The sequence below is a fragment of the Hydrogenophaga sp. genome (assembly GCF_050182545.1).
Lineage (GTDB): Bacteria > Pseudomonadota > Gammaproteobacteria > Burkholderiales > Burkholderiaceae_C > Hydrogenophaga.
Genome location: NZ_JBFXCD010000016.1, coordinates 1 through 14,524 on the forward strand (window position 1 = coordinate 1; position 14,524 = coordinate 14,524).

General features: G+C 66.9%; 11 protein-coding genes. 7 read left to right on the forward strand and 4 right to left on the reverse strand.

Annotated elements, in window-relative coordinates:
• Window positions 1–43: 43 nt before the first annotated feature.
• Entirely contained in the window at window positions 44–826 is a 783-nt protein-coding gene (yihA, locus tag AB7P10_RS15335; RefSeq protein WP_428294716.1) for a ribosome biogenesis GTP-binding protein YihA/YsxC, read from the forward strand.
• Between the two features lie 31 nt (window positions 827–857).
• Window positions 858–1,805 carry an alpha/beta fold hydrolase gene (locus tag AB7P10_RS15340; RefSeq protein ID WP_428294717.1) on the forward strand — a complete coding sequence of 316 codons (948 nt, stop codon included), beginning with the start codon at window positions 858–860 and terminating at the stop codon, window positions 1,803–1,805.
• On the opposite strand, the gene AB7P10_RS15345 is transcribed toward AB7P10_RS15340, so the two are convergent.
• Window positions 1,790–2,713 (reverse strand): lysophospholipid acyltransferase family protein, encoded by a 924-nt coding sequence (locus AB7P10_RS15345; protein ID WP_428294718.1) that lies wholly within the window; start codon window positions 2,711–2,713, stop codon window positions 1,790–1,792. The genes AB7P10_RS15340 and AB7P10_RS15345 overlap by 16 nt on opposite strands.
• Window positions 2,713–3,576: a lysophospholipid acyltransferase family protein gene (locus tag AB7P10_RS15350; RefSeq protein ID WP_428294719.1), complete on the reverse strand. Its 864-nt coding sequence runs from the start codon at window positions 3,574–3,576 to the stop codon at window positions 2,713–2,715. The genes AB7P10_RS15345 and AB7P10_RS15350 overlap by 1 nt, the downstream gene beginning before the upstream one ends.
• Before the next feature lie 170 nt (window positions 3,577–3,746).
• On the opposite strand from AB7P10_RS15350, the gene metK reads away from it, so the two are divergent.
• From metK to AB7P10_RS15365, 3 genes are all read left to right on the forward strand, one after another.
• Entirely contained in the window at window positions 3,747–4,931 is a 1,185-nt protein-coding gene (gene metK / locus AB7P10_RS15355; protein ID WP_428294720.1) for a methionine adenosyltransferase, read from the forward strand.
• A gap of 197 nt (window positions 4,932–5,128) precedes the next feature.
• Window positions 5,129–7,192 carry a PAS domain-containing sensor histidine kinase gene (locus tag AB7P10_RS15360; protein ID WP_428294721.1) on the forward strand — a complete coding sequence of 688 codons (2,064 nt, stop codon included), beginning with the start codon at window positions 5,129–5,131 and terminating at the stop codon, window positions 7,190–7,192.
• Window positions 7,193–7,226: 34 nt separating this feature from the next.
• Window positions 7,227–8,021, forward strand: coding sequence for an SDR family oxidoreductase (locus tag AB7P10_RS15365; protein WP_428294722.1), 795 nt, complete (start codon window positions 7,227–7,229; stop codon window positions 8,019–8,021).
• Window positions 8,022–8,044: 23 nt separating this feature from the next.
• On the opposite strand, the gene AB7P10_RS15370 is transcribed toward AB7P10_RS15365, so the two are convergent.
• Both AB7P10_RS15370 and AB7P10_RS15375 read right to left on the reverse strand, forming a co-directional pair.
• Complete coding sequence (locus AB7P10_RS15370) at window positions 8,045–9,796, reverse strand: sensor domain-containing diguanylate cyclase (RefSeq protein ID WP_428294723.1); 1,752 nt, start codon at window positions 9,794–9,796, stop codon at window positions 8,045–8,047.
• Window positions 9,797–9,825: 29 nt separating this feature from the next.
• On the reverse strand, window positions 9,826–12,066 hold the full coding sequence (locus tag AB7P10_RS15375) for a carotenoid biosynthesis protein (protein ID WP_428294724.1): 2,241 nt from the start codon (window positions 12,064–12,066) through the stop codon (window positions 9,826–9,828).
• A gap of 292 nt (window positions 12,067–12,358) precedes the next feature.
• Here AB7P10_RS15375 and AB7P10_RS15380 point away from each other — a divergent pair, with 292 nt between their 5' ends.
• Complete coding sequence (locus AB7P10_RS15380; RefSeq protein WP_305334028.1) at window positions 12,359–12,652, forward strand: co-chaperone GroES; 294 nt, start codon at window positions 12,359–12,361, stop codon at window positions 12,650–12,652.
• 87 nt (window positions 12,653–12,739) lie between these two features.
• Window positions 12,740–14,389, forward strand: a complete 1,650-nt coding sequence (gene groL / locus AB7P10_RS15385; protein ID WP_428294725.1) for a chaperonin GroEL — start codon at window positions 12,740–12,742, stop codon at window positions 14,387–14,389.
• The last annotated feature ends 135 nt before the right edge of the window (window positions 14,390–14,524 follow it).

The following is a 14,524-nucleotide window of genomic DNA, read 5'->3' on the forward strand; positions in this document are numbered from 1 at the left end:
AAAGCCAATCGATTTTACAATGCCCCACCGGGAAAACCCCCAAATGACCCAACGCCCCACTCCAGCCCCCACGACCTCTTCACCGTCCCAGGACGCCCCGGGCCTCAAAGCCCCGCTACCCCGAGCTGGAAAATCCCCCTCCCCCTTCAAGCGCGACCCGAAGGCCGCACACGGCTGGCTGCACACGGCTCGCTTCCTCACCACGGCGCCGCAACTCGAGTTCCTGCCACCGCTGGACGTGCCCGAGATCGCCTTCGTCGGTCGCTCCAACGCGGGCAAGTCCACCTGCATCAACACGCTCACGCAGCAAAAGCGCCTGGCGTTCGCTTCCAAGACGCCCGGGCGCACACAGAGCATCAACCTGTTCTCGCTGGGCAAGCAGGGCATCACCGACGCGGTGCTGGCCGACCTGCCGGGCTATGGCTACGCGGCTGTGCCGCGCGAGGCCAAGCTGCGCTGGCAGCGCGTCATGGGCAACTACCTGCTCACGCGCGAGAACCTCAAGGGCGTGGTGCTGCTGATCGACCCGCGCCTGGGCCTGACCGAGCTCGACGAAATCCTGCTGGACGTGATTCGCCCCCGCGTGGCCGCGGGATTGAAGTTCCTCATCCTGCTGACCAAAGCCGACAAGCTCAACCGCACCGAGTCACAAAAGGCCCTGTCGATTGCGCGACTGCAGTCCGGCGGCGGCGAGGCGAGACTCTTTTCAGCCCTGAAGAAGCAGGGCCTGGACGATGTGGCGCTGATGCTCTGGGACTGGACGCATGGCGCCACCACCACAGACGCCCCCGCACCCGCCGACGACGAACCGCCCGCACTGGATTGAACCCGTGCGGGCTCTGCCAGGAAAAGCCCGCATGATCGAGACCTTCCAGCAAGCCCTGCCCCACGGCATCACGTTAAGTTGCCGCGCCACCGGCGAGGCCGGCCGCCCTGTGCTGTTGTTCCTGCACGGATTCCCCGAGGCCGCCTTCGTCTGGGATGCCCTGCTCGAACACTTCGCCTGCCCTGAGCACGGTGGCTACCGCTGCGTGGCACCCAACCTGCGCGGCTTCGAGCGATCGAGCGCGCCAACCGAGGTGTCGGCCTACCGCGCCAAACCCCTGCTGCAAGACCTCGCAGCCCTGATCAGCGCCATCACGGCGGACAGCCCATCCCCCGGGCAACTTGCCGCGCTGATCGCGCACGACTGGGGCGGCGCGCTGGCCTGGGGTCTGGCCTCCTCGCAACCCGGTCTGATGCGCCAGCTGGTGATCGTGAATGCACCGCACCCGGCGACCTTCCAGCGCGAACTGGCGCACTCACCTGCGCAGCAGACCGCCAGCGCGTACATGAATTTCCTGGCCCGACCCGATGCCGCGGCGTTGCTGGCAGAGAACGACTTCGCCCGTCTCTGGCCCTTCTTCACCCACATGGCGGCCGACAGCGGGCCGACGGCCTGGCTCGACGAGGCCACCCGCGAGCGCTATCGCTCGGTGTGGCGCCAGGGCCTGTCGGGACCTTGCGCCTACTACGCCGCCTCACCCCTTCGGCCTCCCACGGCGGACGACCCGGGTGCAGCAGCGGTGCAGTTGCCGCGCGAACGGGTCTCCGTGAAGGTGCCCACACTGGTCATCTGGGGACTGGGCGACACCGCGCTGCCCGAAGCACTGCTGGACGGCCTGGACACCTACGTGAACGATCTGCGCATCGAGCGTGTGCCCGGCGCAACGCACTGGATCGTGCATGAGCAGCCTGGCCAGGTGGCCTCGTTGCTTGGTGGCTTTCTGACGCCCCCTGCGCAGGACCCTCACAGACCCGCGTAAAACGAGGGCTCGTTCTCCGGACGTGTCTTGAAACGCTTGTGCACCCAGTAATACTGCTCGGGCGCCTCGCGGATATAGCCTTCGAGGTACCGGTTCATCGCCGCCGTGTCGGCCTCGGCGTCATCCGACGGGTAGTCGACCCAGGGCGCCATCACCCGCACCTCATAGCCGTCGCGCGTGAGCCGACTGACCACCGGCACAACGCGCGCGCGCCCCAACCGCGCCAAACGGGGAAGCGACATCAGGGTGGCGGTCTGGACGCCAAAGAAGGGGACGAAGGCCGCATCCCGCATGCCGTGGTCCATGTCGGGCAACAGGTACAGCGGCAGCCCCTGGCGCATGGCCGCCACCAGCGGCTTGATGCCCTGGCGCTTGCCCACGACATGGGGCTGGCCAAAACGCTGACGTCCCTGTGCCATCCAGCGGTCCACATCGGCGTTGAGTTGCTCGGCGTACAGCCCGCAGAAGCGCCGCTCCAGGTGGGCGGTGAGCCCTGTCCAGCCCGCGTCCATGCCCACGAAATGGGGCGCGAACAGCACGGTGGGTTCATTCCCGGCAAGCGCCTGCAGGTCGCCGGTGAGCGTCAGACGCTGGCGCACCGTCGCCAGTGGCGCTTCCCAGAGCCAGCTGCGGTCCAGCCAGGCCTGCGCGAAGTACACGAAGTGACGGCGCACGGCACGGTCGCGCTCGGCTTGCGTGCTCTCGGGAAAGCACAGGGCCCAGTTGATGCGTGCGATGCGCCGCCGGCGCAGTGCCACGGCATGCAGCGACTGACCCAGCAACCAGCCGAGGGCCCGCACCCAGGACAGCGGCAATGCCGCCAGCACGCGCATGAAAGCCACACCCAGGCGGTTGGCCAGGTTGCCGGCAGGCAGCGTCGGCTCGGAGTGATCGGACGGGGGAGACATCAGCGCAGGGAATGGGCCGACCGTTGCGGCGTCTTGTACCGGTCGTACGACCAGAGGTATTGGGCCGGGCATTCTCGCACCAGGGCCTCCATGGCGCGGTTGATCTGTGCGGCGGCCTCGGCGGGTTGCACCGACAAGGGTCCGCCGTTCACGGTGTCAAAGGAGCGCACATGGACGCGATAGCCCCGACCCCAGGACAGCCGCTCTCCCCAGCTCAGGAGAATCTGCACGTCGCCCGCGCGGACCAGTCGCGCGGACAGGGTCATGGTGTAGGCATCGCGTCCGAAAAACGGGGCCCACACGCCCAGCCCCGCCGGCGGCACCTGGTCGGGCAAAAGGCCCACGCACTGGCCGGCCTTGAGTGCCTGCATGAGTTGCTTGACACCCGACAACGTCGTTGGGGCGGCCTGCAGGCCGGGGCGGGAGCGCGCATTGGCCACCAGTTCGCGCAACCAGGGCTTGCGCGCGGGACGGAACAGCACGGTCATGGGCCGGACGGTCCCGAAACGGTGGGCGTAGGCCTGCGCGGTGATCTCGAAACAACCCAGATGGGGCGTGAGGAACAGGACCCCCGCACCCTGTGAGTGCGCGGCCTCGATGAGTTCCGCACCTGCCCATTCGATGGGTGCCGGGCGCCCCAGCCACAGCCGCGGCAGCTCCGCCACCAGCTTGCCCGATTCGCCCACGGAGGCCAGTGCCACACCACGCGAATAGCCCGCCTGTGCTGCGTGCGCGAAGAGGCGTCGCCGGTAACGCGCCGACAGTGCGAAGCTCAACCAACCCAGCAGCCAGCCCAGGGCGTGCAGAACCGGCAGCGGCAACCAGCTCAGTGCACGAAAAATACTGTGGATCAGCAGGGCCAAGGGAAGGACGCGGGAAGAATGAGGGGGAACGCCGGGCGCGCCGGCTTGATTTAGAATCCCGCCATCGCCGAGTTATCGAACTAATTGCGGGGCGATTCACAAATACCGCTAAAGCGTTCGCCGAACTCTGACAGACCGGCAACGCCGATCAACCAACGTGGAGTTTATACATGGCGAACGATTTCCTTTTCACCTCCGAATCCGTCTCCGAAGGCCACCCCGACAAAGTGGCCGACCAGATTTCCGATGCCATCCTTGACGCGATCTTTGCGCAGGATCCGCGCAGCCGGGTGGCCGCCGAAACCCTGACCAACACCGGCCTTGTGGTGCTGGCTGGCGAGATCACCACCAATGCGCACGTCGACTACATCCAGGTCGCACGCGACACCATCAAGCGCATCGGCTACGACAACACCGAGTACGGCATCGACTACAAGGGCTGCGCGGTCATGGTCTGCTATGACAAGCAGTCCAACGACATCGCCCAGGGTGTGGACCACGCCTCCGACGACCACCTCAACACCGGCGCCGGCGACCAGGGCCTGATGTTCGGCTACGCCTGCGACGAGACGCCCGAGCTGATGCCCGCGCCGATCTACTACGCGCACCGCCTCGTCGAGCGCCAGGCGCAGTTGCGCAAGGACGGGCGCCTGCCCTTCCTGCGCCCCGACGCCAAGAGCCAGGTGACGATGCGCTATGTGGACGGCAAGCCGCACAGCATCGACACCGTGGTGCTCTCCACCCAGCACTCACCCGACCAGAGCGAGACCGCAACCAAGATGAAGGCGTCGTTCAACGAAGCCATCATCGAAGAGATCATCAAGCCGGTGCTGCCCAAGGAGTGGCTCAAGGACACCAAGTACCTGATCAACCCGACCGGCCGTTTCGTCATTGGCGGCCCACAGGGCGATTGCGGCCTGACCGGTCGCAAGATCATCGTGGACACCTACGGCGGCGCCTGCCCGCACGGCGGTGGCGCGTTCTCCGGCAAGGACCCGTCCAAGGTCGACCGCTCGGCCGCCTACGCCGCACGCTACGTGGCCAAGAACATCGTGGCCGCCGGCCTGGCCAAGCAATGCCAGATCCAGGTGGCCTATGCCATCGGCGTGGCCCGGCCCATGAACGTGACGGTCTATACCGAGGGCACTGGCGTGATTCCCGATGAGCAGATCGCCGCGCTGGTCAACGAACACTTCGACCTGCGTCCCAAGGGCATCATCCAGATGCTCGACCTGCTGCGCCCGATCTACACCAAGACAGCCGCCTACGGCCACTTCGGCCGCGAAGAGCCCGAGTTCACCTGGGAGCGCACCGACAAGGCGGCCGCATTGCGCGCCGCAGCCGGCATCAAGTAGGCCGACCGCCGCGCTGCGCCGCGGTGAATATGAACCAACAAGCCCCGCCGCCCCGGCCTCGGGGCTTTTTTTGACGCTTTTTCCTTACCCGCACAAGATTCCGTGGTTGCACGGGGCTGAATTTTTTGCCAACGTGTCCGATATGGGAGTACAAGCCATTTTCTGGTTTGCACTGCAACGACCTGGAGCCACGAACCATGGACACCTCTATCTGCCCCGACGGGATGGACGCCGCCGCACTGGATGTGGAGCAGTTGCTGGCCCTGCGGACGCAAGAACTCCAGAACGCGTTGAACAGCGCGCGCGCGCTGAGCGACCAGGCCCCCTGTGGCCTGATCACCTTCGACGCGGAGCAACGCTGTGTGCACGTGAACCAGACCCTGCGCGGCTGGCTGGGCCGCACGGACGCCCCGCAGCACCTCAGCGAGCTGGTCGCGCCCGCCTGGCGGGACGCGCTGAACACGCACGTGGAATCGCTGCGCCAGAGTGGCCACTGTGATCCGGTAGAGCTGGAGATGCTGCGCCCGGACGGCAGGGCGTTTCGCGTTCGCATGGCCTCCACGCCCGTGTTTGACGCCGAGGGCCACTTCCTCCACGGCAGCGCGGTCCTGACGCTACCGGGCGAGCACGCCAGCGTGGACACGCCACCGGCCACGGCGGACAGCCTGCTGCTGAGCATCACCGACCGCATTCCCGCGCGCCTGGCCTATTACGACAAGAACCTGATCTGCCGCTTCGCCAACCAGGCGCACGCCGCCCGCTATGGCAAGACGCCGGCGGAAATGGTGGGCTCTCCGCTGAGCCAGGTGGTGCGCCCGGAAATCCTGCCCGACATCCTGCCGCGCGTGGCGCAGGCGCTCTCGGGGCAGACCCAGACGTTCGAGGCCGAGCGCCTGGGCGCGGACGGCCTGCGCAACTACTTCGAAATCCACTACATCCCCGACTTCCAGAACGGCGCTGTTGAAGGCATCTTCATCGAACTGCACGACATCACCGAGCGCCGCCGCACGGAGGAGTTCGTGCTGCACGCCAACCAGGACCTGGAACAGCGCGTGCGTGAACGCTCCGCCGAGCTGTTCGCCAGCGAGCAGCGCTACCGCCTCATGGTGGACGCGATCCAGGACTACTGCATCTACTTTGTCGACGAGAACGGCGGCATCACCGAATGGACCGAGAGTGCACAGCGCCTGCACGGCCATACCCGCTCGCAGATCATGGGCCGTTCGTACGAGGTGCTGCTGGCCGGTGACAACGCCGGCGAGGACGAGGTCGATCCGGGACAGGTGTTGCGCCTGGCCAAGGCCCACGGCCAATGGGAGACGCGCGGCTGGCGGCTGCGCGAGGACGGCTCGCGCTTCTGGGCGCACACCGTGCTCACCGCGCTGCGCAACGAGTCGGGCGAGCTGCAGGGTCTCTCCAGCATCACGCGCGACATGACCGCGGCCAAGAGCCTGGAGGACGTGATGAACGACCTCAACCGGGAACTGGAGAAGCGCGTGGCCGAGCGCACACAGCAGCTCGTGGCCGCCAACAAGGACCTCGACGTGTTCTCGCACATGGTCTCGCACGACCTGCGCGCGCCGCTGCGCCACATTGCCAGCTTCGTGAGCCTGTTGCAGGAGCAGATGGGCGAGTCCGGAGACACGCTGGCGCTGCAGTACCAGAACTCGATCGCCAAGGCGGCCAAACGCATGAGCCTGATGATCGAAGGTCTGCTGGAATACGCGCGGCTCGGGCGCGTGACCATCACCGCGCAGCCCGTGCCAATGGCGCCGCTGCTGCATGGGGTGATGGCCCATCTCAAGCAGGAGAACCCGGACCGCCGCATCGAGTGGGTGGTCGAGGAAGACCTGCCCGTGGTGCGAGGAGACGCCATGCTGCTGGCCCAGGCCCTGGGCAACCTGCTGGACAACGCGGTGAAATACACCCGCACGCGCGACGTGGCGCGCATCGAGGTGGGCTGGAAGGTCAACCCGGTGGGCGGACGCACCTTCTTCGTTGCCGATAACGGTGTCGGCTTCGATCTGGAGAAGGCACACAATCTGTTCGTGATGTTCCAGCGCCAGCACCACTCGATGGACTTCGAGGGCACGGGCACCGGCCTGGCGCTGTCGCAACGCATCATCGAACGCCATGGCGGCCGCATCTGGTCGGAGACGGCGCCCGGCGAAGGCTGCACCTTCTACTTCACGCTGCCGTTCGACGGCGCAAATCCCGAGATGGCGTTCCCCGAGTCGTCACTGGCCGAGCTCCCGGCCTGACAAGGACCTGGCGGGGCGCGCCGATAATCACGCGGTGCACTTTGCCCCGACGCCCTCCCCGCTGTTTTCCCTGCAAGGCCATGTGGCCCTGGTCACTGGCGCAGGCCGTGGGCTGGGCCTGGCCATGGCCTGCGCGCTGGCCTCGCACGGGGCCAGTGTCTGGCTCAACGGGCGCGATGCGCAGGGTCTGACCCAAGCGGTCGACCAGGCCCAGGCGGCGGGGCAGGCCACGGGTGGTGCGGCGCACGCTTTGCCTTTCGATGTCACCGATGAAGCGGCGGCCAGCGCCGCGGTGCAGCAGGTGCTTGCCACGAGCGGCAGACTCGACATCCTGGTGAACAACGTCGGCCAGCGCCGGCGCTTGCCGATGGACGAGCTGCCTGCATCGTCCCTGCGCGAGCTGCTGGAGGCCAACCTCGTCTCCGCCTGGCACCTGTGCAGGGAGGCCGCGCGCCCCATGCGCGCCCAGGGGTTCGGACGCATCATCAATGTGACGTCCATCGCCGGGCCGATTGCGCGCGCCGGCGATGCCGCCTACACCACCAGCAAGGGCGCGCTGGAGGCGCTCACGCGCGCGCTGGCGGCCGAACTGGGCCCGCACGGCGTCAACGTCAATGCCATCGCGCCGGGCTATTTCGCCACCGACACCAACGCCGGCATGGTGGAGGACGCGTCCACGGCGGCATGGTTGCGCCAGCGCAGCTCGCTCGGCCGCTGGGGCCAGCCCGACGAGATAGGCGGCGCAGCGGTGTTCCTGGCCTCGCCCGCGGCGAGCTACATCAGCGGTCAGGTGCTGGTGGTCGATGGTGGCTACCTGGCCCATTTCTGAGGGCCGGTCAAGGCGAAACCCGACTACGCAGGGGCTGCCTGAGGCAGGTGCATCACCACCTTGCGCGGATCGTCCGCCAGCTGATCAAGCGCGCGCTGAAGGTGGGCGAGCAGTTGCACATCGTCGGTTTCATCTTCGCGCTCGAGCGGAAGCGCCAGCGAAACCAGACGGAAACGCAGCGCCACGTCACTCGGCAGAAGTGGTACACGCTCCAGCCCCTTGGCCACGATGTGCTGGCCCAGCAGCCTGAGATCTTCCGGCCCTTCGACCAGCATGGCAAAGCGGGTGTCCGCGATGCGGCAGACCGTGTCGACATCGCGCACCACCATCGACAGGCGGGACGCCGCCACCACCAGGGCCCGATCACCGGCTTCACGTCCCTCGCGCCCCACGATGTCGCCATGGTTGGACAGGTCCACCAGCACCAGCCCGCACTGATGACCGTAGCGCCTTGCGCGGCGCAAGGCGTCGCGCAGCCGCAGCTTGAGCACGGGCGCGATGGTCAGGCCCGTCAGGGGATCGGTGCTCTCGATCGCCCGCATGCGTGCACGGTTCTCGTTGAACTCCTGGGCGCGGCGGTGCAGGATGTAAAGCAACAGGGGAATCTCGATCGCCGATCCAATCAGCAGCGCGTACTGCGTGGCCCACCCATCGGGCAAAACGCCCGCACTGCGCAGCGCCGGAAACGGGTAGCTCAGGTGCACCGGCAGGAATCCCAACGCCAGCCAGCCGGCGTAAGTTTCGCCACGGCGCCAGGCCCAGATGCACAGGAAGAAGCTCAGCAGCACCGACAGCAGGCCATAAAGGTTGAGCACCAGGAAGGCCGGGCGGTTGAGCAGGAGCAGGTAGAGCACAGGGTAGACCAGGCCAAACAGCGACCAGGCGAGCACGAAGCGGTCCAGCCCCCGGTGATGGCGCGGTATCGCGCAGGCTTCGCGCACGAACCAGATGCCCGAACCGGTGAGCCACAGCATGAAGACAGCCGGGGCCGCGTCGTTCCACCAGGCCCAGTGCCCCCAGAAGAACAGACCCCCGATGCCTGTGAATGCGGCCTGGAATCCCAGCATGCTGACCACGTAGCAACAGTACGCCACGAACGCGCGATCGCCGTACAGCCGCGCATGCACCCAGCCCAGGAACAGCACCAGCAGCCCGAAGCCCAGGTAGCCGCCGACCATCAGGAACGTCCAGTAGCGCTTTTGCTGCAGTTGTGTCTCGCTCAGCAAGGCCAGGCGCGGGCTCATCGGCGCCGGCGTGTTCTCCAGGCGCAGCCAGACTGGGCCCGTGGCCTGCGGATCGAGCAGGAACACCGGCGTCTGGTCCGGGTGGCTCCACTGTGCAACGGGCAGGTGGTCGCCGGCCTGCTGCCGCGACCAGCGCCCGTCCGCCGCACTCATGTACAGCGTGGCCCGGTTGGTGAACGCGGCGGCGGTGAGCATGAGGTACCAGCGCTGGCTGGCGTCGCGCGGCGGCAGTTCCAGCCGCAGCCACAGCGCGCCCTTGCCGAGCTCGAAACTGCGGTAGTCGTCCGTTGTCTCGAAGGGGTCTGGTGTCAGCGCCGCCACGTCCTCGATCTCCCGCGTACCGGACGGGTCGATCCAGTGCCGGGCCTGCAGGGTGACGTCGGTTTCCACCGGCGCAGCCGCCGCTGGGCGCGGGCCCAGCAGCAGCCAGCCGGCAAACAAGAGCCACAACAGCGGCAGCAGGACCGTCGCGCGCGTGGAACGGCCCGCCGCCCGCGCCTTCGGGCGCCCAGAGATGTGAAGTGAATCCATGGCCGAATCGTAAGTGTTTGTGTACGGCGTCATGCACTCTCGCGGGACACACGGGGGTCGGAACCGGACCGAACGGCCCCCGGCGGGCTCACGGACCGCCAGGGGCCGTGCGTGGTCAGCCGGTCTTCCAGACGGCTGAGCCAGCCGGGCGCGGCCGGGTCGTCGCTCCAGCCGGCCACGGTGCGGGCCATGGGATCGAGCAGGCGCTCGGGCAGCGCCAGTGGGCGGGTCTGGTCGAGCAGGAAGCGCGTCAGGAAGTGGTAGCCGACCACGCGCACCAGCAGGCGCGACAGCGAGAAGCCAGGCACCACCCACCGCACCAAGGTGTCGAGCGCGCGCAGCACCAGCCGACCCGCGTCGAACAGCAGGCGCGTGGCCCAGCCAACATGGGCGTCGACACCGACGGCGCGCGCATCGCGCGCGCCCAACAGCCAGCGCGTGAGGGGCACGGGAATGCCACGAACCACCGGCAGTGCGATGCTGCGCCTCATCGTGGCCATGAGCGCGCGGCCCAAGGCCGGGCGAACGTCGGGAGGCACCACCGGTGCGTCGCACACCTGCGCCCGCAGCCGCTCGAACAAGGCGGCGGCTTCGTCCATGGTGTCGGCCATCAGCTCGCGTCGCACGCCCAGCACATGGCCCATCACGTTCCACGCGTGCAGATAGGCCTCTTCATCGGCCCGGGGCAGACCCAACCCCATGGTGCGCATGCCGCGCAGGAACACGTAGCTGAAGGTGAGCAGCGTGTAGGCCAGTTCGAGCTGGTTGCACGGCAGACCCTGCCGGTCCACGTCCCAGCCATGCGATGCCAGGGCATCGTGCATGCCCCTTGCCGGGGCCGCCGCATCGCGCGTGGACGCAATGCGGCCGCTCGCGGCGCCGGGCTCGCCGCGCAGGATCAGGTGCCGGATCGTGGCATGAATGAGCCGAACCTTGAGCACCTGGGCCACGCCCGCGCCCTCGGGGTCGGTCAGGCCGCCGCGCATCATGACGGGAAACACCATCGCGGCGGTCTGGCGGATGCGCTGCTCGGTGTGCTCTTCCAGCTGGCCCGAGATGTGCAGCACTTCCGCCAGGTGAGGCATGACGTAGCAGGACGGCAGGCTCGCGCAGAACAGCAGCGTGCACGACAGCGGGCCCTGCTCCATGAAGATCGCCTCGGCCCGTGCCACTTGGGCCGCGTCAGTCCAATCGGGCAGTGCATGGCCCTGAGCCACATAGTGGCGCAGAGCGGCCACCTCCGGCGCATCCTGCGGCGTTCCCGCCTTGCCCCAGGCGGCCAGATCGCCGTTGTGGTCCCAGCCGGCCATGAGCCGGTTGACTTGGGCCAGCCGCGCCTGTGCATCGACGCTCCAGCCTCCGTCGGAGGCCCTCGGCCCCATCAGCGCCGCCACGGCGCGGTCGGCCAGCGGGTCGGCTTCGCGCTCCCAGGGCGCCAGCGGAGCGCCGCCGACTGCGGGCAATGGCTCGGGGGTCCGCGCAGCGGGCACCCAGCGCCACCAGGCCACAGCGGCCACCAGCATGGGCATGCCCATGGCAAAAAAGGCCACCGCGCGGATCTCGATCGGATAGCCCCACACCAACTGGAACACCAGGGCACTGGCGTAAATGCCCAGCGGCAGCCCGGCGGCCCAGCGCACCGGGGTCCCTGCAGCGGGCAAGCGGGTGGGCGCGGCCCAGGCCAGGAAAACCGAGATGATCGTGAACGCCACAAACATCCAGCCGACGAAGCCCTGCAGCGTCTCGCCGAACCAGCCCCCGTTCGGCTTCTCCATCACCCAGGCCTTGAGCACATAGACGAAATAAGGATCGGCGCCAAGGTCGAACGCGGTCACGATCATGGCCGCCAGCCAGGCAACAAGCGCGCCCTGCCCCAGGCTCGGTCGGGGGTGAACGGGTTGTCGCCAGAGAATCAGGTTGGCCATGACGTAGCCCACCAGACACAAGGCGAACCACATCAGCGGAATGGCCAGCGGCACATCGCCCAGCCGCGGCCCCAGCACCTCGGTGTAGGTGTAGCGGCCAAAGAACCACCCGTGCGACGACCCCATCTGCTCTGCAACCCAGCCCAAGCCAAGGCCGAGCGCGGCCATCGCGCGGGCGCGACGCCGGCCCAGCAGCACTGCGGCCGACCAGAGGCAGGCCCAGCACATGGCCAGCGAGGCCAGCACCAGCACGAGCGTCAGCCACGAATGGGTGCGGGCGGTCCACACCACCAGCACCACCGTCAACACCCCCAGCAACGGGACTTCCAGCTCGCGAAGACGCACCACCATCCCCCTTGAAACGGGCATCGTCCCTGCGCAGCCCGGGATGGTCTTGGATTCGCAGCTGGTACCCCGGTGGGTATTCTAGAAGCAGGTCTCGCGTGCGCTTGCGGCGAGTCCACGGCACAAATAAAGCGGCGGAATCTTGAAAACGGCCTGTGGCGCCCTTATGATTAGCACTCGCTGGACTTGAGTGCTAACACTCGGTCCAAGTCGATCTGCGGTACCCGTCCACCAGACCCGGTGGACGCCACCGTTCTGAACAACCCCATCCGTTCCATTCCCAGGAGATGCAATGAACCTTCGTCCTCTCGCCGATCGCGTGATCGTCAAGCGCATTGACAGCGAAACCAAGACCGCCTCCGGCATCGTCATCCCCGACGCGGCCGCCGAGAAGCCCGACCAGGGCGAGATCCTGGCCGTTGGTCCCGGCAAGAAAAACGACAAAGGCGAACTGTCCGCCATGAACGTCAAGGTCGGTGACCGCGTGCTGTTCGGCAAGTACAGCGGCCAGACCGTCAAGGTTGACGGCAACGAACTGCTCGTCATGAAGGAAGACGATCTGTTCGCCGTGGTCGAGTCCAAGTGATTTTGCGGGACTGACCGACCGACGCGCCGCGCGCCCGGTCGCCCTGTCCTCAACTGATTAACTTTTTAATATTCCGGAGAAATCAACATGGCAGCAAAAGACGTCATTTTCGGCGGCGAAGCCCGCGCACGCATGGTTGAAGGCGTGAACATCCTGGCCAATGCGGTCAAGGTGACCCTGGGTCCCAAGGGCCGCAACGTGGTGCTGGAGCGCTCTTTCGGCGCCCCCACCGTGACCAAGGACGGCGTGTCCGTGGCCAAGGAGATCGAACTCAAGGACAAGCTCCAGAACATGGGCGCGCAGATGGTCAAGGAAGTCGCTTCCAAGACCTCTGACAACGCCGGTGACGGCACCACCACCGCCACCGTGCTGGCCCAGGCCATCGTGCGCGAAGGCATGAAGTACGTGGCCGCCGGCATGAACCCGATGGACCTCAAGCGCGGCATCGACAAGGCTGTGGAAGCCCTGATCGAGCAGCTCAAGAAGGCCTCCAAGGCCACCACGACCAGCAAGGAAATCGCCCAGGTCGGCTCCATCTCCGCCAACAGCGACTCCTCCATCGGCGAGATCATCGCCAACGCGATGGACAAGGTCGGCAAGGAAGGCGTGATCACCGTGGAAGACGGCAAGTCGCTGCAGAACGAACTCGACGTCGTCGAAGGCATGCAGTTCGACCGTGGCTACCTGTCGCCCTACTTCATCAACAACCCCGAGAAGCAATCGGCGCTGCTGGACAACCCCTTCGTGCTGCTGTACGACAAGAAGGTTTCCAACATCCGTGATCTGCTGCCCACGCTGGAGCAAGTCGCCAAGGCCGGTCGTCCGCTGCTGATCATCGCGGAAGACGTCGAGGGCGAAGCCCTGGCGACCCTGGTGGTCAACACCATCCGCGGCATCCTGAAGGTCGTGGCCGTCAAGGCACCTGGCTTCGGCGACCGCCGCAAGGCCATGCTGGAAGACATCGCCATTCTGACCGGCGGCAAGGTCATCGCCGAAGAAGTGGGCCTGACGCTCGAGAAGGTGACCCTGGCCGACCTGGGCCAGGCCAAGCGCGTGGAAATCGGCAAGGAAAACACCACCATCATCGACGGCGCCGGCGCTGCCGCTGACATCGAAGCCCGTGTGAAGCAGGTTCGCGTGCAGATCGAGGAAGCCACCAGCGACTACGACCGCGAGAAGCTGCAGGAACGCGTGGCCAAGCTGGCCGGCGGCGTGGCCGTGATCAAGGTCGGCGCTGCCACCGAGGTCGAGATGAAGGAAAAGAAGGCCCGCGTGGAAGACGCCCTGCACGCTACGCGCGCTGCGGTGGAAGAAGGCATCGTGGCCGGTGGTGGCGTGGCCCTGCTGCGCGCCCGTCAGGCCGCTGGCACCATCAAGGGTGACAACGCCGACCAGGACGCCGGCATCAAGCTGGTGCTCAAGGCCATCGAAGCCCCTCTGCGCGAAATCGTGGCCAACGCTGGTGGCGAGCCTTCGGTGGTGGTCAACGCCATCCTGGCTGGCAAGGGCAACTACGGCTTCAACGCCGCCAACGACACCTATGGCGACATGATCGAAATGGGTATCCTGGACCCCACCAAGGTGACCCGCACCGCCCTGCAAAACGCCGCTTCGGTCTCCAGCCTGATGCTGACGACCGAGTGCATGGTGGCTGAGTCCCCGAAGGACGAAGCCCCTGCGGGTGGCATGCCTGGCGGCATGGGGGACATGGGCGGCATGGGCGGCATGGGCATGTAAGTGCTCCTTGCCTGAGACGCCATGCCGGCGTTGCAAGGGCTTGCCGTGGCGCTGCCACTGTCTGTGCCCTTGCGCCTTGGCCTGGCGCCTCATGCTGCGTCGTAGGGACGCTTCCGCGCTCCCTGCCTCCAAACG

What these genes read in the sequence shown, in the direction of transcription:
- yihA (WP_428294716.1), top strand. Translation starts at nt 44, where the DNA reads ATGACCCAACGCCCCACTCCAGCCCCCACGACCTCTTCACCGTCCCAG.
- AB7P10_RS15340 (WP_428294717.1), top strand. Translation starts at nt 858, where the DNA reads ATGATCGAGACCTTCCAGCAAGCCCTGCCCCACGGCATCACGTTAAGT.
- AB7P10_RS15345 (WP_428294718.1), bottom strand. Translation starts at nt 2,713, where the DNA reads ATGTCTCCCCCGTCCGATCACTCCGAGCCGACGCTGCCTGCCGGCAAC.
- metK (WP_428294720.1), top strand. Translation starts at nt 3,747, where the DNA reads ATGGCGAACGATTTCCTTTTCACCTCCGAATCCGTCTCCGAAGGCCAC.
- AB7P10_RS15360 (WP_428294721.1), top strand. Translation starts at nt 5,129, where the DNA reads ATGGACACCTCTATCTGCCCCGACGGGATGGACGCCGCCGCACTGGAT.
- AB7P10_RS15370 (WP_428294723.1), bottom strand. Translation starts at nt 9,796, where the DNA reads ATGGATTCACTTCACATCTCTGGGCGCCCGAAGGCGCGGGCGGCGGGC.
- AB7P10_RS15380 (WP_305334028.1), top strand. Translation starts at nt 12,359, where the DNA reads ATGAACCTTCGTCCTCTCGCCGATCGCGTGATCGTCAAGCGCATTGAC.
- groL (WP_428294725.1), top strand. Translation starts at nt 12,740, where the DNA reads ATGGCAGCAAAAGACGTCATTTTCGGCGGCGAAGCCCGCGCACGCATG.